This is a genomic window from Kocuria sp. CPCC 205231 (genome assembly GCF_040980965.1).
Lineage (GTDB): Bacteria > Actinomycetota > Actinomycetes > Actinomycetales > Micrococcaceae > Kocuria > Kocuria rosea.
This window is the reverse complement of record NZ_JAVKPP010000006.1, coordinates 152,704-169,960: the sequence shown is the minus strand read 5'-3', so window position 1 is coordinate 169,960 and position 17,257 is coordinate 152,704. Positions and strand designations below refer to the sequence as shown.

Below are 17,257 nucleotides of genomic sequence, written 5' to 3'. Positions count from 1 at the left end.
GGAGCACGACATGGCACGAAAGCGCACGGGACGGGCCTGGGGGCCCGGGGTTCTCGGGGTGCTGGGGATCCTCGGGTTCCTGCTCACCTGGGAGCTGCTGCCCCTGACGGGGATCGTCGACCCCCGGTACCTGCCCCCGGCCAGCGCGGTCCTGCTGGAGCTCGGGGAGCAGCTCGGCTCGGCGGGCTTCTGGCTGGCGGTCTGGCAGACCGTCCGGGCCTGGTTCCTCGGGCTGCTGATCGCCGCGGTCGCCGCGATCGTCCTGGGGCTGGTCATCGGCAGCAGCACGTTCCTGCGCCGGGCCACCCACAGCACGATCGAGTTCCTCCGGCCCATCCCGTCGGTCGCGCTCATCCCGCTGGCCGTCCTGCTGTTCGGCGTGCAGCTCGAGTCCACCCTGCTGCTGGTCGTGTACGCGTCCTTCTGGCAGATCCTCATCCAGGTCCTCTACGGGGTCGGGGACGTGGACACCGTGGCGCAGGACACGGCCAAGAGCTACGGGCTCGGGACGCTGGCCCGCGTCCGGTACGTCACGTGGCCCACGTCCCTGCCCTACGTGATCACCGGGCTGCGGCTCGGGGCGGCCGTGGCGCTGATCCTGGCGGTCACCGCCCAGCTCGTGATCGGCACGCCGGGGCTGGGCCGGGAGATCTCCCTGGCCCAGTCCGGCGGCGCCGTCACGGCCATGTACGCGTTCATCGTCACGGCCGGGCTGCTGGGCGTGCTCATCAACCTGGGGATGCGGGCGCTCGAGCGCCGGGCGCTGGCCTGGCACTCGTCCGTCCGCGGAGAGGTGGCGGTGTGAGACTCGTCAAGACCCTGGGCTACGCGCTCGCGCTGCCCGTCCTGCTGGTCCTGCTGTGGTGGGCCTACACCCTGACGACGACCAACTTCTACGTCCCGGAGCCGGGCGAGTTCGCCACGACGTTCGTGGACGTCTGGTTCGGCGACCGGTTCTTCGACGACGTGCTGCCGAGCATCGGCCGGCTCCTGGTCGGGCTGGCGCTGTCCATCCTGCTCGGCGTCGTCGCCGGGCTCGTCATCGGGTCGGTGCGCTGGCTGCGGAACCTGCTGGAGCCCGTGCTCGAGTTCTTCCGGGCGATCCCGCCGCCGGTGCTGGTGCCCGTGCTGATGCTGCTCATCGGCGTCAACGACCAGATGAAGGTGGTGGTGATCGTGCTCGGGTCCGTGTGGCCCGTCCTGCTGAACACCATCGAGGGCGTGCGCTCGGTCGACTCCGTCATGAACGAGACGGCGCGCTCGTACGGGATCCACGGGTGGTCGCGGATCGTCCACCTGGTGATCCCCGCCGCCAGCCCCCAGATGATGGCCGGCATCCGGCAGGCCCTGTCGATCGGGCTGATCCTGATGGTGATCTCGGAGATGTTCGCCTCGTCCTCGGGGCTCGGCTTCACCATCGTGCAGTTCCAGCGATCGTTCGCCATCCCCGAGATGTGGAGCGGCATCGCCGTCCTGGGTCTCATCGGGGTGGTGCTGGCGTTCGTCTTCCAACGTGTTGAACGCAAGGTCCTCGCCTGGTACCGGGGCCTGAAAGAGGTGGAGAATGCAGGCTGAATCAGGAAGCTCGGCAGTGGACGGCGGCGCGACCGCACCCCGGACCGGCACGGACGCGACCGCCACCGGGGTCTCGGACGCCGGCGCCGGACGCACCGGCGGGAAGGACGTGCTGCTGTCCGTGCGCGGGCTGCAGAAGATCTACCAGAGCGACCACGGCGACGTGGAGGCGGTCCGCAACCTCACGTTCGACCTCGGCCGCGGCGAGCTGGCGTGCCTCGTGGGGCCCTCCGGCTCCGGCAAGACCACGCTGCTCAAGTGCATCTCGGGGCTCATGGCGCCGACCTCCGGCGAGGTGCTGCTGGGCGGCGAGAAGGTGACCGGTCCGCCCAAGGACATGGCCGTGGTCTTCCAGGAGTACGGGCGCAGCCTGTTCCCCTGGATGACGGTCCGCGAGAACGTGGAGCTGCCGCTGAAGAACGCCAGGCTGGCCCGGGACGAGCGGAACCGGCTCGTGGAGGAGGCGATCGCCGCCGTGGACCTGCGCGGCGCGGACAAGAAGTACCCGTGGCAGCTCTCCGGCGGCATGCAGCAGCGCGTCGCCATCGCCCGGGCGGTCGCCTACCAGCCGAAGATCCTGCTGATGGACGAGCCCTTCGCCGCGGTGGACGCCCAGACCCGCGCCGACCTCGAGGACCTCATCCGGGACGTGTGGCACCGGATGGGCGTGACCGTGCTGTTCGTGACCCACGACATCGACGAGTCCGTCTACCTCGGCGAGCGCGTCATCATCCTCTCGAGCTCGCCCACCGTGGTCCAGGAGGACCTCCCGATCGACCTGCCCGACGACCGCGACCAGCTCACCACCCGCGGCCTGCCGCGGTTCACCGAGCTGCGCGGGCACGTCTACGAGGAGATCCAGCGCGCCAAGCGGGAGGCGGGCACGAGGGCCTGAGCCGGCCCGCGGCCGCGTCCGGAGCCGGTGCGCCCACTACACTGGGCCCACCGGCTCCGGAGCGCCCGGGGCCGTTCTCCCCGGGAGGCCCGCCATGAGCACCACCCCGTCCGACGGTCTGCGCGGCACCACCGCGCCGTGCCCGCGCTGCGGCGCCACCGGGTTCGAGCTGGTCTACGTGCAGATCATGCCCGACGACTGGGACCTGGCGCGCGACGTCGAGCTGGCGTCCCCGTCGATGATGCTGCCCGACGGGCGCGCCCCCGAGTTCTCCTGCCAGAACGGGCAGTGCCGCCACCTCTGGTGAGCCCGGGCAGGCCCCGTCGGTGGTCGCCGGCGGGGCCCGCCCGGCGCGGGGGCGTCCCGGATCAGTTGGCGAAGACGTCCAGCAGCCGGCCGTTGTCCGTCCACAGGGCGACGGACTCGCCGCCGTTGTTGAGCACGGCGGAGGTGCCGCCGTTGTAGTGGGCGTCCTCCGTGCCGGTGCCCGGTCCGGTGTGCACGCGCAGGCGCCCGCCCGGGGCCAGCTCGTAGCCCTCGCCCACGGTGAGGACGTTGTTCGCGGCGTCGCGCAGCACGTACCCGCTGACGTCCACGGCGGTCCGGCCCGTGTTGGTGAGCACCACGTGCTCGCCGGTCCCGGGCTGGAGGTCGTCGCCGGGGACGTCGTTGACGGAGTCCTCGATCCGGATCCCGTTGTTCGCGGGGAAGGGGTCGCGCCCGTCCAGGTGGCGGGCCGTCTGGAGGGGGAAGTCGCCGGTGATCATGTCGACGCCGAGGTCCACCACGTGCTGGACCGCTTCCGGGGAGTTGACGGTGTAGACGCCCAGGGCCAGGCCGGCGGCGTCGACGCGCGCGACGTCGCCGGCGTCGAGGGTGCGGTAGTTCGTGCCCACGGAGTCCACGACACCGGCCCACCGCTCGATCGTGGCGGCGTCCGGGACGCTGCCGGTGAGCTGCTGCAGGGGCACGTCGGGGGCCAGCCCGGCGAAGGTCCGGTTGGACGCCTCGTCGAAGCCGATGACGGTGACCTTGTCCGCCGCGAGCAGCTTCGCCCAGTCCCGGTCCTCGGCCAGGGCGTCGGCCACGACCTGCTCGATGCCGGGGGAGTTCTGCGGGGACTTGATCTCGATGTAGACGCCGGTGTTGACGGTGGCGATCCGCGCGGCGTCGTCGAGGTGGGGAATCCGCTCCCCGGCGAACTGCGCGTCGAAGGAGGAGCCGGCGTCGAGCTGCTGCAGCTCGTCCCACGTGAAGGACGTGATCGGGTCGTCCTCGCGGCCGGGGAAGACCTCCTCGACGTCCGTGGTGCGCGCGGGGGTGCTGTCGTGGAACAGGAACGGCACGCCGTCGGCGCTGAGCTGGACGTCGATCTCCAGGTAGTCGACGCCGGCGGCGCGGGCGTCCTTGAACGCGGGGACCGTGTTCTCGGGGGCGGTGCCGGCGGCGCCGCGGTGCCCGACGACGATCGGGTCCTCGGTGCCGGACGGGGCGGCGGCGGCCGGCAGCGCCGAGCCGAGCACGGCCACGGCGGACAGGGCCGCGGCGGCGCCGCGCAGGGTGCGGGGGGAACGGGTGGTCATGACGGTGCTCCTCGTGCCTGGGGGGACAGTGCCCCTCCACCGAAGCGGAGCGCGGAGACGAACCGGTCAACGCGACGTGACGAGCAGGTGATCTCCTGGCGTCCCGGAGGCGGCCGGTACTGTGGGCGCCATGGACAACAGCACGATCGTGAACATCCTCCTGGTCCTGCTGTTCGTGGCCGTCGGGGGCGTCTTCGCGGGCACCGAGATGGCGATCGTGAGCCTGCGGGAGAGCCAGGTCAAGCGGATCGAGCGCTCGGGCCGCAAGGGCGCCCGGACCGCCGCCCTCGTCCGGGACCCCAACCTCTTCCTCTCGGCGGTGCAGATCGGCGTGACGGTGGCGGGGTTCTTCTCCTCGGCCTACGGCGCCTCGACGCTCGCCCCGGACGTGGCCCCCGTCTTCGAGCGGGCCGGTCTGTCCACCGCGGCCGCGGAGACCTCCGCGCTGATCGGCATGACCCTGGTGATCGCGTACCTCTCCCTCGTCCTCGGGGAGCTCGTGCCCAAGCGCCTGGCCATGCAGCGCTCCGTGGGCTTCACGAAGATCCTGGCCCCTCCGCTGAGCGTCTTCGCCACGCTCATGCGCCCCGTCATCTGGCTGCTGTCCGTGTCCACGAACCTCGTGGTCCGGCTGGTGGGCGGGGACCCGCACGCCGTCACCGAGGAGGTCTCGGCGGAGGAGATCCGGGAGATGGTCGTGGACACCCGGGGCATCGGGGCCGTCTCGCGCTCGATCCTCACGGACGTCTTCGAGGCGGGCGAGCGCCGCCTCGCCGAGGTCATGCGCCCGCGCCCCGACGTCCACTTCCTGGACGGCACCCTGCCCGTCACGGAGGCCTACCGCACGGCCCTGGCCCTGCCGCACTCCCGCTACCCCGTGCTCGGCACGAGCGTGGACGACGTCCTGGGCTTCGTGCACATCCGCGACCTCGTGGTCGCGGACCAGGACGGCGACGGGGTCATCGAGGCCCCGCCGCGGACCCTGCGGGACGTGGTGCGGCCCATCCCCTTCCTGCCGGAGACCAACCACGTGCTGCGCACCCTGCAGGCCATGCGCAAGGACGGGCACCACATCGCGCTGGTGGTCGACGAGTACGGCGGGACGGCGGGCATCGTGACCCTCGAGGACCTCGTGGAGGAGCTCGTGGGCGAGATCTACGACGAGTTCGACGCCGGGGTCCGGGAGCACGAGGACACGGTGCTGCGCGAGGGCGGGGCCGTGCTCGTGGACGGCGGGCTGATCATCCAGGAGGTCCCGGTGGAGGCGGGGCTCGTCATCCCCGAGGGCCACTACGAGACGGTCGGCGGGTTCGTGATGGACCGGCTGGGGCGGGTGGCGCGCCCGGCGGACGTCGTCGACGTGGACGGCTACCGGCTCGAGGTCCTGGCCGTGGACCGCAGCCGGGTGGAGCGGGTGCGGATCACCCGGCTGCGGCGGGACGCGGCGGAGGACGGCCGGTCCGGGGCCTGATCCGTCCCGGCGGGGCCCGTCCCGCCGGCGGTGACCTCGTGGCGCGGGAGCCGGGTCAGTGGCCCCGGAAGGCCTCGGCCAGCCACCACGCCCCGCCGTCGGAGGCGATCTTGGCGTCGATCACCAAGGGCCGGTCCCGGGGCCCGTCGAGCCAGGTGCGCACGGCGGCCAGGTCCTCGGCGGAGCGCACGACCACGCCGTCGGCGCCGAAGCCCCGGCCGATCGCGGCGATGTCGGCGTCCGGGAAGACCACGGTGTCCAGGGGCGCGTCCCCGTCACCGGCGAAGTGGTGCACCTCCGCGCCGTACGCGGCGTCGTCGTAGACCACGCACACCAGCGGCAGGCCCAGCCGGACGGCGGTCTCGAGCTCGGCGATCCCCATGAGGAAACCGCCGTCCCCCGTGCCGAGCACCGGCAGCCGGTGCGGCTGCGCCAGCGCGGCGCCGATGGCCGTGGCCAGGCCCAGGCCCACGGACTGGAAGGCCTGGGTGAAGCAGAACCCGCGCTCGTCCGGCACGGAGAGGTACTGGCTGGGGTAGCCCATGAAGTTGCCGCTGTCGACGGCCACGACCCGCTCGGCCGGCAGCATCGCGTCCAGCTCGCGGGACAGCACCCGCGGGTCGATCCGCTCCGCCGTGGACAGGTCCTCGAACGCGACGTCCCGCCACCGGGCCTCCCGGGCGATCCGCGCGGCCAGCTCGGGCGTGCGCCAGGACGACGACGCCGGGGCGGCGGCTCCCGGCCCGGCCGCGCCCTCTCCTGCGGTGCCGCCCGTCCGCAGGTCGTCGCGCTCCAGCGCGGCGAGGACGTCCCGGGCGGTGAGCGCGCAGTCGCCCACGACCCCGAGGTCCAGCGGCCGGTCCACCGGCCGGTGCGCGCCCAGGGCGGACTCCTCGAGGTCCACCTGCACCACCGCGGCCTCGGGGCCCAGGAGGCGCCCGTGCCGGGTGGTCCACATGGTCAGGGCGCAGCCCCACGCCACCACGAGGTCGGCCGCCCCGATCAGCTCCGCGGTCGCCGGGGAGGAGAAGCCCCCGGAGATGCCGAGGTCGAAGTCCTCGCCGGCGAACAGGCCCTTGGCCACCGCCGACGTCGCCAGCAGCGCCCCCGAGCGCTCGGCGAGGGCGGTCAGCTCGGCGCGGGCCCCCCGGGCGCCGCGTCCCGCCACGAACACCGGCCGGCGCGCGGCGGCCAGCATCCCCGCCAGGCGCTCGGCGGTGTCCTCGTCCGGGCGTACGCGCGGCGCGGGCGGGAGCGCGGGCACCACGGCGCCCTCGGGGGCGGGGGACGCCTGGACGTCGAGCGGGACGCTGAGCACCACGGTGCGGCGGTCGTTGCGGGCGCGCCGGACGGCCCGGGCGACGTCGGCCGCGGCGCTCGCGGGGGAGTGCACCCGCTCGGCCACCGCCCCCACCGCCCGGGCGAGGGCGTCCTGGTCGATCCGGAAGTTGGAGTGCACGGCCGCGGCCTGGGTGTCGGCGGTGAGCACGATCAGCGGGGTGCGGGACTTCGCGGCCTCGCCGATGCCGGTGGTCGCGTTGGTCAGCCCGCAGCCCTGGTGCGTGGTGACCACGGCGACGCGCCCGCTGGTGCGGGCCCAGGCGTCGGCCATGGTCGCGGCGCCGTTCTCGTGCCGGGCGGCCGTGAAGGGCACGCCCGCCGCGATGAGCGCGTTGGTGAGGTGGAAGTTCCCGCTGCCCACCACGCCGAACGCGTGCCCCACGCCCAGCTCCGCGAGCGCACGGCCCACGAGCTGGGCGACCGTGCCGGTCACGCCCCGGCCCGCTCGACGAGGGCGAGCATCCGGGCGGGGCTGCCCGTGCCGCCCACGACCGGCAGGGGCGCGACCACGAGCTGCGCCCCGAGGACCGGCAGCCGGTCGAGGCGGCGCAGGGAGGTCAGCCCGTACTTGTCGTGGCCCAGCAGGTGGTGGTGGGCGGGGAAGGGCGGGTCGAAGCCGCCGGCGATGCCCGCGTCGATGCCGACGGTCTCCACGCCGAAACCGCTCACGTGCGGGTGGGCGGCGAGCCACTCGGCGGCGGCCACCGACGGCCCCGGTGCGTGCAGGCCGTCCGCGTCGGCGTTGAGGAAGCGCTCGGGGTCGTCCGCGCGGGCGGACCAGCCGGTGCGCAGGAGCACCCAGCAGTTCTCGGGGAAGCGCCCGTGCTCGGCCTCCCACCGCTCGAGGTGCTCGGGCTCCAGCAGGGCGTCCGCGTCCGCCTCCGCCTCGGCGGTGAGGTCCAGGACGGCGGCCGGCCCGACGAGCCGCGCCGGTTCGATCCGGTCCACCGACCTCCCGTCCCGGCCGGTGATCCAGTGCACGGGCGCGTCCAGGTGCGTGCCGGCGTGCTCGCCCAGGGTCAGGTCGTTCCACGCCCAGCCGGGCCCGGCCTCGTCGTAGGCGCTCACCGAGGTCATGGACAGGCCCACCGTGTTGGCGAACGGTTCCGGCAGCCGCAGGATCGGGGTGTCCCGGTCCAGGGGGGTGGTCAGGTCCACGACCTCCACGGTCCCGGCGGCCAGCGCCGCCCCCAGTTCGCCCAGCACGCTCATGACGTCGCCCTCCGCAGTTCGTGGGCCCCGTCGGCGGGGCCGTGGCACTTGCCTCGCCGCCCATTGTGCCCCGGCGCGGGCCCGGCGCCCCCGCGGTGGGAATCACTTCCACACTGTGGCATCCGTGTTCACACAGTGAGTGCAGAGCGGGTCCTGCACGTCCTCCCGGTGTACTGTGATGGGCGTCCCAACGGCTCGCGATGCCCTCCGCGCCACCGGCACCGGTGCTGCGCCGAGAGCGGTCTGCGCGGCCGCGTCCTGACCGCACCCCGCAAGGAGCCCACCATGAGCACCACCTCCGAGTCCTACCTCGTGGGCCTGATCGGCGACGGGATCACCCGCAGCCTCACCCCGCCGATGCACGAGACCGAGGCGCGGAACCACGGGCTGCACTACCTGTACCGTCCGGTGGACCTCGAGGTGATCGGCCGCCCGGGCGAGGACGTGGGGGAGCTGCTGCGGGCCGGGCGGGACCTCGGGTTCAACGCCTTCAACATCACGCACCCGTGCAAGCAGCTGGTCCTGGACCACCTCGACGAGGTCGCCCCGGAGGCGGCCGCGCTGAGGGCCGTCAACACGGTGGTGATCCGCGACGGCCGGTTCGTCGGCCACAACACTGACGTGTCCGGTTTCGCCGCGGGGTTCCGGGCCGTGCTCCCCGGCGCGGCCAAGGACCGCGTGGTCCAGGTCGGCACCGGCGGCGCCGGCTCCGCCGTGGCCTCCGCGCTGCTGAGCGCCGGCGTGCAGACCCTGCACCTGTTCGACGTGGACCCCGCCCGGGCGGGCGAGCGGGCCGCCGCCATGGCCGAGCTCTTCCCCGGGCAGCAGGTCGCGGCCGCCACCGCCGAGACGCTGCCGGAGCTGGTGCGCGCGGCCGACGGGCTGGTCAACGCCACCCCGGTGGGCATGCACCACCACCCCGGCACCCCCGTGGACCCCGGCCTGCTGGAGGCCCGGCAGTGGGTGGCCGACGTGGTCTACCTGCCGGTGGAGACCGAGCTCGTCGCCGCGGCCCGGGCCCGGGGGTGCCAGGTGCTCGACGGCGGCCACATGGCGGTCGGCCAGGCGGTGGACGCGTTCCGGCTCATCACCGGCGTGGAGCCCGACCGGGCCCGGATGCGCGCCCACTTCCTCGATCTCATCGCGGCCCAGCGGGGCTGAGCCCGGGCTCCCGTCCCGGCCGCCGCGGGCCGGCGCCCCCGGGCTCCGGCCCGGGTGACGGGCTCACTGCTGCTCGTGCCGCGGGACGGCGGCGAGGTGCTCGGGCCGCACGGCCACGGCGTACTGCTGGTGGTCGGGGTGGCTGTGCAGCCACTTCTTGATGTAGGGGCACACCGGGACGACCGTCAGCCCGGCCCCGGCGGTGTCGTCCAGGGCTTCCCGGGCCAGTCTCGAGGCCAGGCCCTGCCCGCCGTAGGCGTCGTCCACGGTGGTGTGGTAGAAGATCCGCTGCGGCCCGCCGGGGCCCTCGAAGGGCACCCAGTGGGCCGAGCCGATGACGGTCTCCCCGTCGAGGAGCTCGTAGCGCTGCCGGCCGGGGTTGTTCCGCACCGTGACGGCGGAGGTGTCCATGGTGGTCTCCTGGGGGACGGGCTCAGCCGCGGGGCCGCAGCTGGACGGTGGGCAGCGGCGGCGCCGGCAGCGGGGCGGGCTGCTCCGCCGGGTAGGGGCCGAAGCGCGGGTACGGCGCCCCGTCCTCGTAGCTGCCGGAGGCCGGCGCGGGGGCCGGTTCGGCGTCGATCTCCGACTGCCAGGCGGCGCGGTGGGCGACGACCTCCTCGTGGCTGCGGCCGACGAAGTTCCACCACATCACGATCTGCTCGCCCAGCGGCTCGCCGCCGATGAGCAGCAGCCGGACCGGGCTCAGGCCGGCCTCCAGCACCACGGGACCCTGCCCGACCGGGAGGTAGGCGAGGTGGTCCACCGGCACGGGGGCGCCGTTGAGCGCCAGGTCGCCGGTGTCGAGCAGCACGCCGTGCTCGAGGGCCGGGTCCAGCTCCAGCTCCAGCCGGGCGCCGGGCCGCAGGGTGGCCTCGGCGGCCAGCAGCGGCGGGGTGAAGGTGTCCACCGGGGAGGTGCTGCCGGCCAGGGAGCCGAGGAAGACGCGCAGCTCCGTGCCCTCCCCGACCACCGGCTCGGGGGCGTGGTGCTCGAAGGTGGGTGCCATGTGGCGGGTCGCCTCCGGCAGGGCGTACCAGAGCTGGACCCCGTGCAGCAGCGTGGTGCCGGGGGTGGAGAACTCCTGGTGGGAGATCCCCCGTCCGGCGACCATCAGGTTGACCTCACCGGGCCGGACGATCGCGTCGTAGCCGGCCGAGTCCCGGTGGGCGATCCCGCCGGTGAACAGCAGGCTCACGGTGGCCAGGCCGGTGTGCGGGTGCCGTGCCACCCGCATGCCCCCGGACTCCGAGACCAGGTCGGGGCCGTAGTGGTCGACGAAGCACCACGCCCCGATGAGACTGCGCTGCCGCTGGGGCAGGGTGCGGCGCACGGTCATCGCGCGGGGCCCGCCCAGGGGCACCTCGCGCGGGGCCAGCAGCTGCGCGCCGGCCCCGACGGCCTCGGAGCACAGCAGCTCCTGCGGGTCCACGTCCAGGTTGGTCACGCCGTGCCCCCCGCGACGGTCGACGGGGTGCGCGGGGCGTCCGGTGCCGGCTCCTCCGCGGCCCGTTCTCCCGGGGGATGCCCCTCCGACGCGGCCGCACGGGGGCGGACCCGGTGGCGGGAGAGGACGGAGACCCGGTTGAAGGCGTTGATCGCCACCGCCGTCCACTGCAGCGCCGAGTACTGCTCGTCGGTCAGCTCCGCCCGGGCCACCGCCAGCTCCGCCAGCCGGGTCTCCTCGTCGGGCAGCAGGGCCACGGACTCCCCGATGGCCAGCGCGGCCCGCTCCAGGTCGTCGAAGAGCTCCGTCTCGCGCCAGGCGGGGAGCACCGCCAGCTTCTGCGCGCTCACTCCGGCCTCCACGGCGTAGCCGGTGTGCAGGTCGAGGCAGTAGGCGCACCCGTTGAGCTGGGAGACCCTGATGTTGAGCAGCTCCACGAGCGCCCGGGACAGCCCGGCGTCCTCGGCCGCGGCGGCGACCTTGCGCGCCAGGCCGTTGAGCGCCCGCCAGCTGCCGGGATCCGCCTTGTCGAGGTAGAAGTGGTCGCCGGCGCTCATGGGGTCTCCTCGGGGTCGTCGCGGCGCCGCCGGGCGGCACCGCCGTGCGTCCAGCGAATACCCCCCGGCGGTGCCCCGTCAAGGGCGGCGCCGCGGGGCCCTGTCGGCCGGCCCGCGGACATTGGGGCACGAAAAAATGCGCTATCCATCGTCCCTCGTGAGGCGCATCCTGGAAGAGCTTGTTCAGGCCGGGGCAGCAGGCTCCGGCCCGGAGATCCTCCCGGAGGAGAAGTCATGGCCACCACCGAGTTCGTTCCCGTCTCCGACTGCACCGTGGGGCAGTGCTCGTTCAACCACGACCACGAGTGCACGGCCCACGCGATCACCGTGACCGGGTCCTCCGGCCACGCGCACTGCGGCACGTTCATCTCGCTGGGTCCCGACGGCGGCCTGCCCACCGTCCACGCCGAGGTCGGCGCCTGCCAGCGGTCCGAGTGCACGCACAACGCGCACCTGATGTGCACGGCCCACGACGTGAAGATCGGCGCCGGCGCCGACGAGGCCGACTGCCTGACCTACCAGGCCGCCTGAGGACCGTCGGCCGCCCCGTCCCCGGCCCCGGGCGCCTGACCGGGGCCGGGGTATCCGCCTGTCCCGGGGCGGACGTGCCGCGGCGCCCAGGGCGCGGGACAATGGAGGGGCCCGCGCAGCAGCACGGGGCGACGAGAGGACGGTGCGCCATGGACGAGGAGATCCGGCTCAGCGGGGCCGACCACCCGCACGTGCAGATCCCCCGGCTCGGGGAGCTCGACGCGGTCTGGGCCCGCCGGATCGTGCTGGCCGTCGTGGCGAGCCTGGTGGTCGGGCTGCTGGGCGGCATCGCGGCCGCGCTCCTCCTGGGCGAGAGGGGGCTGCTCAGCCCGGTGCAGTGGGGACTCGTGGTGGGCGGGGCGGCCCTGCTGGTCAGCGGCATCATCCTCTCGCTCACCCGGGCGGACGACGCGCCCCGCAACGACCTCATGGACGCCCGCGCCCGGGCGAGCAAGGGGCTGCGGACCTCGGTGCGCCGCGGCGCCGTCCCGCGGGACCCGGTCCTGCGGGAGATGCAGGACTACATGGCGGTGGAGATGGTGCAGTACGCCTGGCCGATCCTGCTGGCCGTCCCGGGCATGGCGCTGGTGGTGTGGGCGCTCTTCGTGCCCGTCCCGGCCGTGCTGGTGGCGCTGCTGCTCGTGCTGGTGTGGGCCGCCGTCCGGGTCAACGGGACCGTGGTGGGCCGGCGCTACTACCAGCTGCGGGGCCTGCTCTGAGCGCTCGGCCCGGCGGCGCCGGTGCCGCGGGGCGTCAGCGCGGCGGGAGGCGGACGAGCTCCACGTCGGTGAGCCGCCCGCCGTCGGCGACCGCCGTCAGATAGGTGCAGTGCGGCTGGCGCCGCCGGTCCGTGGGGGAGCCGGGGTTGAGCAGCCGCAGGCCCGCCGGGGTGGTGCTGTCCCACGGGATGTGGCTGTGGCCGAAGACCAGGACGTCGAGGCCGGGGAACGCCCGGTCCATCCGGGCCTCCCGCCCGGCGGCGGCACCGGTCTCGTGGACCATCCCGAAGCGCACGCCCCCGAGCGTCTCGCGGGCCACCTCGGGCAGCCGTTCGCGCAGCTCCGGGCCGTCGTTGTTCCCCCAGACCCCCACGAGGCGGGCGGCCCGCTCCTCGAGCCGGTCGAGGGTCGCGAGGTCGATCCAGTCGCCCGCGTGCAGCACCACCTCGGCGTCGTCGACGGCCCGCCACACCGCGGCGGGCAGGTCGCGGGCGCGCTTGGGGACGTGCGTGTCGGCGAGCAGGAGGAGTCGGACCATGACGATCAGCCTCGCACAGGGACCGGTCGTCCGTCGCGGCGGATCCGGTCCAGGCCCTTCGAGCCCAGCCAGACGACGCCGAAGAACACGATCACGGCCATGCCGAGGAAGTTGAGGTCGATCGCCGCGACGAGGGCGAGCGCGCCGCCGGTCGGCTGCAGGAGCTCGGCGAGCACGGACAGCAGACTCGTCCCGCCGATCACGAAGGCGATGACGACGGAGACGGTGGTCACCGTGACGTTGTAGTTCAGCCGGCGGCGGGCGTCCACCGAGGCCCAGCCGTAGACCCGGTTCATCAGGATGCCGTCGGCGCTGTCGAACATCGTCATGCCCGCGGTGAAGAGCACGGGCAGCACGAGCACCGCGTACCAGGGCAGCTCGGGGGCTAGCCCGCCGGCCATGACGAACAGCCCGATGGAGGCCGCCGTGTCGAGGCCGAGGCCGAAGAGGAAGCCGACGGGGTACATCCTGGCCGGGCGGTCCACCATGCGGGTCACGGGGTGCAGCACGCGGTGCAGCACGCCCCGGTCGGCGAGGTGGGCGTCCAGCTCGGCGGCGTCCAGGGCGCCGGTGCGCGCCGTGCGGCGGGCCCGGCGAAGCCGGAGCAGCACGGCGAGGTTGAGCACCCCGGCGGTGACGAGGAACAGCCCGGAGACGGTGCCGCCCCAGATCCCCGCGGCCTGCCGCAGCCCGGAGCCCTCGTCCGCGAGGCCGCCGGCGAAGGCCTCCAGGCCGAGGGCCAGCAGCAGCACGGAGACGAGGACCACCGAGGAGTGGCCCAGGGCGAACCAGAAGCCGGTGGCCGCGGACGCCCGGCCCCGCGCCATCAGCGAGCGCGTCGCGTTGTCGATCGCGGCGATGTGGTCGGCGTCGAAGGCGTGCCGGACGCCCAGGGCGTAGGCGCTGAGGGCGAGTCCCACGAACAGTCCCGTTCCCCCCTGGGGGGTGTCGGTGCCCAGGGCGAGGGCGAGCAGCGCGCCCCAGCCCGCGACGTGCAGGAGGACGACCGCGGCGCCGATGACGGTGACGCTGCGCCGTCCGGCGACGGACGGGGGGACGGTGCGGGAGGTGCTCACGGCGGGCCTTTCGCTGGGCTGGGGCGGGCTTCGGGGAGGGGCCGCGGGGGCCGGGGGCGCGCACCGGCCCCCCGCGGCGGCGTCAGTTCTCGAGCGGCACGCCGGCCGCCTCGGCCTCGGCGAACAGGGCGTCGATGTGCACCGGGTCCTTGCCCGCGCGCTCGAGCAGGCTGGCGGCCACGCCCGAGCGGTAGCCGGAGCCGCAGTGCACCCACAGCCGGCCCGCGGGCACCTCGTCCATCCGGGGCAGCAGCTCGTGCAGCGGGATGTTGACCGCGCCCGGGAGGTGCGACTCCTCGTACTCGTCCACCCGGCGGACGTCCAGGACGGTCTCGTCCTCGGGCCGCCCTTCGAGCATGCCCTTCCAGTCGACGCGCGGGTAGGAGGAGAGCGCCGCCCCGGGCGCGAGCCGCGCCGGGTCCTCGCCCAGCGCCGCGTCGGGGGAGTCGATGCCGATGCGGGACAGGTCGCGGATCGCGTTCTCGACGTCCTCGCGGGAGCCGACGAGGGTCAGCTGCCGGTCGTAGGGGAAGATCCAGCCCAGGAACGCGGTGAAGCTGGAGCCGTCGCCGTACTCGAAGCTGATGGTCCCCTTCAGGTGCTCGGCGGAGTAGGCCACCCGGTGGCGCAGGTCCACCACCCACTCGCCGGCCTCGAGACGGGCCCGCAGCTCCTCGGGGTCCAGGGAGTCGGGGGCGGACAGGTCCGGCTCGGTGGGGCCGGCGGCGTTGGCCGGGCCCATGTGCACGTAGTAGTTCGGGTACGCCGTGAGGTTGCTGATGAGCTCGGCGACGAAGTGCTCCTCGTCCGGATCGGTGTACACGTGGTTGGTCTCGAACTGCTCGCCCAGTGTGGACTCGTCCGCGCCGGTGGCGGGGCCGGAGGAGCAGAAGGAGCCGAAGCCGTGCGTCGGGTACAGGGCGGCCTTCTCCTGCGCCTCGGCCGCGAGGCGGCGGGCGGAGGCGTACTGGTCGTGGGTCAGGCCCACCATGTGCTCGCGGCCCAGCAGGTCGGTGCGGCCCACGGAGCCGTAGAGGACGCTGCCGCCGGAGAACACGGCCTGCTCCTCGCCGTGCTCCACCACGAAGGACAGGTGGTGGTGGGTGTGGCCGGGGGTGGCCACGGCCTTGACGGTGAGCTCGCCGACCCGGACGGTCTCCCCGTCGGCGATCGGGGTGCGCTCGAAGGAGACGTCGTCGGCGGCGTTGACGAGGTAGGCCGCGCCGTGCTTCCGGGCGTAGAGGCAGCCGCCGGTCAGGTAGTCGTTGTGGATGTGCGTCTCGGCCACGTGGGTGACCTTCACCCCGGCCTGCTCCACGGCGGCCTCGAGGCGGTCGATGTCGCGCTGGGCGTCGATGACCAGCGCCACCTGCCCGTCGTGCACGAGGTAGCTGCGGTCCCCGAGCTGGGGGGTGTCGATGAGGGTGACGTCCATGGTGCGTTCCTCCTTGGTGGTGCCCCGCGGCGCGCCGTGGGGCGTGGTGACGGTATCGGCGGGTTGTTACGGGAGTGTTCCAGGGGCGGGGCCACGGCGGAAGCGACGTGCCGGGGACCCGCGCCGCGGCTCAGGCCTGCTGCCCGGCCTCCTGCCCGGCCCGCTGCCGGGCGAGCTCGGCGTGGACCTCGGCCATGTCGAGGCCCTTGACCGCGGTGATGACCTGCTCGAGCCCGGCGGCGGGCAGGGCGCCGGGCTGGGAGAACACGAGCACGCCCTCGCGGAAGGCCATCAGGGTGGGGATGGAGCTGATGCCGGCGGCGGCGGAGAGCCGCTGCTCGGCCTCGGTGTCGACCTTGGCGAAGACGACGTCCGGGTGCTTCCCGGAGGCGGCCTCGTAGGTCGGGGCGAACATGCGGCAGGGGCCGCACCAGCTCGCCCAGAAGTCCACGAGGACGATGTCGTTGGACTCGATGGTGGGGGCGAAGTCGGCTTCGGTGATGTCGATGGTGGCCATGGGGACCTCCTTGGTCGGGGTTCTCGGTCGGTGATCTCGGAATCGGTCGTAGCGGACGGTGTGCGGAAACGGTGGGAAGAAGGGGGCGAGGGTCAGGCCGTGAGGGGCGTGCGCAGCGGGCACCTCGGGACCGCGAACCAGCAGACCGTGGCGGCCAGGGCCGCGACAGCGGCAGTGATCCCGACGGCGATCCCGGCCGCGCCGGGCAGCTCCTGGACCAGGACGAAGACGCCCATGACCAGGACGAAGATGCCGAAGCCCTTGCGCAGTGCGGCCTCGGGGATGCGCCCGGCCAGCCGCGCCCCGGCGAACGAGCCGGCGACCGCGGCGACGGTCACCGCGCCCACCAGGGCCCAGTCCAGGGAGACCGTGGTGAGGTAGCCGGCGAGCCCGGCGAAGGACTTCATGGCGATGACCACCAGGGAGGTGCCCACGGCCACGGGCATGGACAGCCCGCCCAGCAGGGCCAGGGCCGGGACGACGAGGAACCCGCCGCCGGCCCCGACCAGGCCGGTGACCAGACCCACGACCAGGCCCTCGGCGACGACCTTGCCGACGGGCAGCTCACCGTCGTGGGCCTTGGCGGTGCTGTTCTTGCGGCCGCGGATCATGGCCAGGGAGGTCGCGACCATCATCAGGGCGAAGGCGACCATCAGCACGGTGCCGGGGATGTAGCCCCCGGCCAGGCCGCCCAGGAAGGCCCCGGCCATGCCGGCCGCGCCGAAGACGAGCCCGGTGCGCCACTTCACGCGCCGGTTGCGGGCGTGGTTGACGGCGCTGACGGCCGAGGTCACCCCGACGACGAACAGGGAGGCCGCGATGGCCTCCTTGGGGTCCAGCCCGGCGACGTAGGTGAGGATCGGGACGGTGAGGACGGATCCGCCGCCGCCGAGCAGACCGAGCGAGAGCCCGATCAGCACCGACAGCAGGAGGGTCAGTACGAGGGTGACGGTCATGGTTCGTGTCCTTTGCTTCCCGCCGGCCGGGGCGGGTGGTCAGGCCGTGGAGGGGTGCCGGGCGCTCCGCCCGGCGTTCGTTCCGAGTATGGCAGATACCCCCCGGGGTATTCAACTACCCCCGGGGGTATCGAGTCCGGGCGCCGGTATCGCCCAGCGAGAACCCGGCCGTCCCGCACTTCCCTTTCCGGGCCCCGCGTGCCAACAGTGGAGTCCTGACCGCCAGATCCCCCGACCGAGGAGACA

The 17,257-nt window shown here is 74.0% G+C and carries 19 protein-coding genes; 8 read left to right on the top strand and 11 right to left on the bottom strand.

What is annotated here, in order from left to right; all coding sequences use genetic code 11:
- The first annotated feature begins 10 nt into the window (after window positions 1-10).
- From RF640_RS08240 to RF640_RS08225, 4 genes are all read left to right on the top strand, one after another.
- A complete protein-coding gene (locus RF640_RS08240) occupies window positions 11-805 on the top strand; it encodes an ABC transporter permease (protein WP_051063790.1) in 795 nt (264 codons plus the stop codon).
- Window positions 802-1,575, top strand: coding sequence for an ABC transporter permease (locus RF640_RS08235; RefSeq protein WP_109268494.1), 774 nt, complete (start codon window positions 802-804; stop codon window positions 1,573-1,575). Before RF640_RS08240 ends, RF640_RS08235 begins: the two co-directional genes overlap by 4 nt.
- On the top strand, window positions 1,565-2,470 hold the full coding sequence (locus tag RF640_RS08230) for an ABC transporter ATP-binding protein (protein WP_249033728.1): 906 nt from the start codon (window positions 1,565-1,567) through the stop codon (window positions 2,468-2,470). The genes RF640_RS08235 and RF640_RS08230 overlap by 11 nt, the downstream gene beginning before the upstream one ends.
- 94 nt (window positions 2,471-2,564) lie before the next feature.
- Window positions 2,565-2,777 (top strand): hypothetical protein, encoded by a 213-nt coding sequence (locus tag RF640_RS08225; protein WP_017833937.1) that lies wholly within the window; start codon window positions 2,565-2,567, stop codon window positions 2,775-2,777.
- Window positions 2,778-2,838: 61 nt separating this feature from the next.
- Here the strand turns inward: RF640_RS08225 and RF640_RS08220 are convergent, their stop codons facing one another.
- Window positions 2,839-4,053 (bottom strand): glycerophosphodiester phosphodiesterase family protein, encoded by a 1,215-nt coding sequence (locus tag RF640_RS08220; RefSeq protein ID WP_109221727.1) that lies wholly within the window; start codon window positions 4,051-4,053, stop codon window positions 2,839-2,841.
- A 130-nt stretch (window positions 4,054-4,183) separates the two neighbouring features.
- Here RF640_RS08220 and RF640_RS08215 point away from each other — a divergent pair, with 130 nt between their 5' ends.
- Window positions 4,184-5,524 (top strand): hemolysin family protein, encoded by a 1,341-nt coding sequence (locus RF640_RS08215; protein WP_031283023.1) that lies wholly within the window; start codon window positions 4,184-4,186, stop codon window positions 5,522-5,524.
- Window positions 5,525-5,579: 55 nt separating this feature from the next.
- On the opposite strand, the gene RF640_RS08210 is transcribed toward RF640_RS08215, so the two are convergent.
- Together RF640_RS08210 and RF640_RS08205 are read right to left on the bottom strand one after the other, a co-directional pair.
- A complete protein-coding gene (locus tag RF640_RS08210; protein ID WP_368827439.1) occupies window positions 5,580-7,298 on the bottom strand; it encodes a thiamine pyrophosphate-binding protein in 1,719 nt (572 codons plus the stop codon).
- Window positions 7,295-8,077: a cyclase family protein gene (locus tag RF640_RS08205; RefSeq protein ID WP_368827437.1), complete on the bottom strand. Its 783-nt coding sequence runs from the start codon at window positions 8,075-8,077 to the stop codon at window positions 7,295-7,297. Before RF640_RS08205 ends, RF640_RS08210 begins: the two co-directional genes overlap by 4 nt.
- A gap of 285 nt (window positions 8,078-8,362) precedes the next feature.
- Here RF640_RS08205 and RF640_RS08200 point away from each other — a divergent pair, with 285 nt between their 5' ends.
- Window positions 8,363-9,238 (top strand): shikimate dehydrogenase, encoded by an 876-nt coding sequence (locus RF640_RS08200; protein WP_017833453.1) that lies wholly within the window; start codon window positions 8,363-8,365, stop codon window positions 9,236-9,238.
- Between the two features lie 63 nt (window positions 9,239-9,301).
- Here RF640_RS08200 and RF640_RS08195 read toward each other — a convergent pair whose 3' ends face one another.
- Genes RF640_RS08195 through RF640_RS08185 form a run of 3 tightly spaced genes read right to left on the bottom strand, consistent with a single transcriptional unit; the run spans window position 9,302 to window position 11,239 of the window.
- Window positions 9,302-9,649 carry a GNAT family N-acetyltransferase gene (locus RF640_RS08195; RefSeq protein WP_368827435.1) on the bottom strand — a complete coding sequence of 116 codons (348 nt, stop codon included), beginning with the start codon at window positions 9,647-9,649 and terminating at the stop codon, window positions 9,302-9,304.
- A gap of 22 nt (window positions 9,650-9,671) precedes the next feature.
- Window positions 9,672-10,682, bottom strand: a complete 1,011-nt coding sequence (locus RF640_RS08190; RefSeq protein WP_109242938.1) for a pirin family protein — start codon at window positions 10,680-10,682, stop codon at window positions 9,672-9,674.
- The gene (locus RF640_RS08185; RefSeq protein ID WP_035927688.1) at window positions 10,679-11,239 is read right to left on the bottom strand and encodes a carboxymuconolactone decarboxylase family protein; all 561 of its coding nucleotides are present in this window, start codon (window positions 11,237-11,239) and stop codon (window positions 10,679-10,681) included. The genes RF640_RS08190 and RF640_RS08185 overlap by 4 nt, the downstream gene beginning before the upstream one ends.
- Before the next feature lie 234 nt (window positions 11,240-11,473).
- Between RF640_RS08185 and RF640_RS08180 the strand changes: the two genes are divergently transcribed.
- Entirely contained in the window at window positions 11,474-11,770 is a 297-nt protein-coding gene (locus tag RF640_RS08180; RefSeq protein ID WP_109242937.1) for a DUF1540 domain-containing protein, read from the top strand.
- A 149-nt stretch (window positions 11,771-11,919) separates the two neighbouring features.
- A complete protein-coding gene (locus RF640_RS08175) occupies window positions 11,920-12,489 on the top strand; it encodes a hypothetical protein (RefSeq protein WP_144835868.1) in 570 nt (189 codons plus the stop codon).
- A 34-nt stretch (window positions 12,490-12,523) separates the two neighbouring features.
- Here RF640_RS08175 and RF640_RS08170 read toward each other — a convergent pair whose 3' ends face one another.
- The 5 genes from RF640_RS08170 to RF640_RS08150 all read right to left on the bottom strand — a co-directional run bounded on the left by RF640_RS08170 (window position 12,524) and on the right by RF640_RS08150 (window position 17,011).
- Window positions 12,524-13,027 (bottom strand): metallophosphoesterase, encoded by a 504-nt coding sequence (locus tag RF640_RS08170; RefSeq protein ID WP_017833459.1) that lies wholly within the window; start codon window positions 13,025-13,027, stop codon window positions 12,524-12,526.
- A gap of 5 nt (window positions 13,028-13,032) precedes the next feature.
- Entirely contained in the window at window positions 13,033-14,103 is a 1,071-nt protein-coding gene (locus RF640_RS08165) for a HoxN/HupN/NixA family nickel/cobalt transporter (RefSeq protein ID WP_095651252.1), read from the bottom strand.
- 82 nt (window positions 14,104-14,185) lie between these two features.
- A complete protein-coding gene (locus tag RF640_RS08160; protein WP_368827431.1) occupies window positions 14,186-15,538 on the bottom strand; it encodes a rhodanese-like domain-containing protein in 1,353 nt (450 codons plus the stop codon).
- A 130-nt stretch (window positions 15,539-15,668) separates the two neighbouring features.
- Window positions 15,669-16,055 carry a thioredoxin gene (trxA, locus tag RF640_RS08155; protein WP_368827428.1) on the bottom strand — a complete coding sequence of 129 codons (387 nt, stop codon included), beginning with the start codon at window positions 16,053-16,055 and terminating at the stop codon, window positions 15,669-15,671.
- 92 nt (window positions 16,056-16,147) lie between these two features.
- Window positions 16,148-17,011 carry a sulfite exporter TauE/SafE family protein gene (locus tag RF640_RS08150; RefSeq protein WP_368827426.1) on the bottom strand — a complete coding sequence of 288 codons (864 nt, stop codon included), beginning with the start codon at window positions 17,009-17,011 and terminating at the stop codon, window positions 16,148-16,150.
- Between the last annotated feature and the right edge of the window lie 246 nt (window positions 17,012-17,257).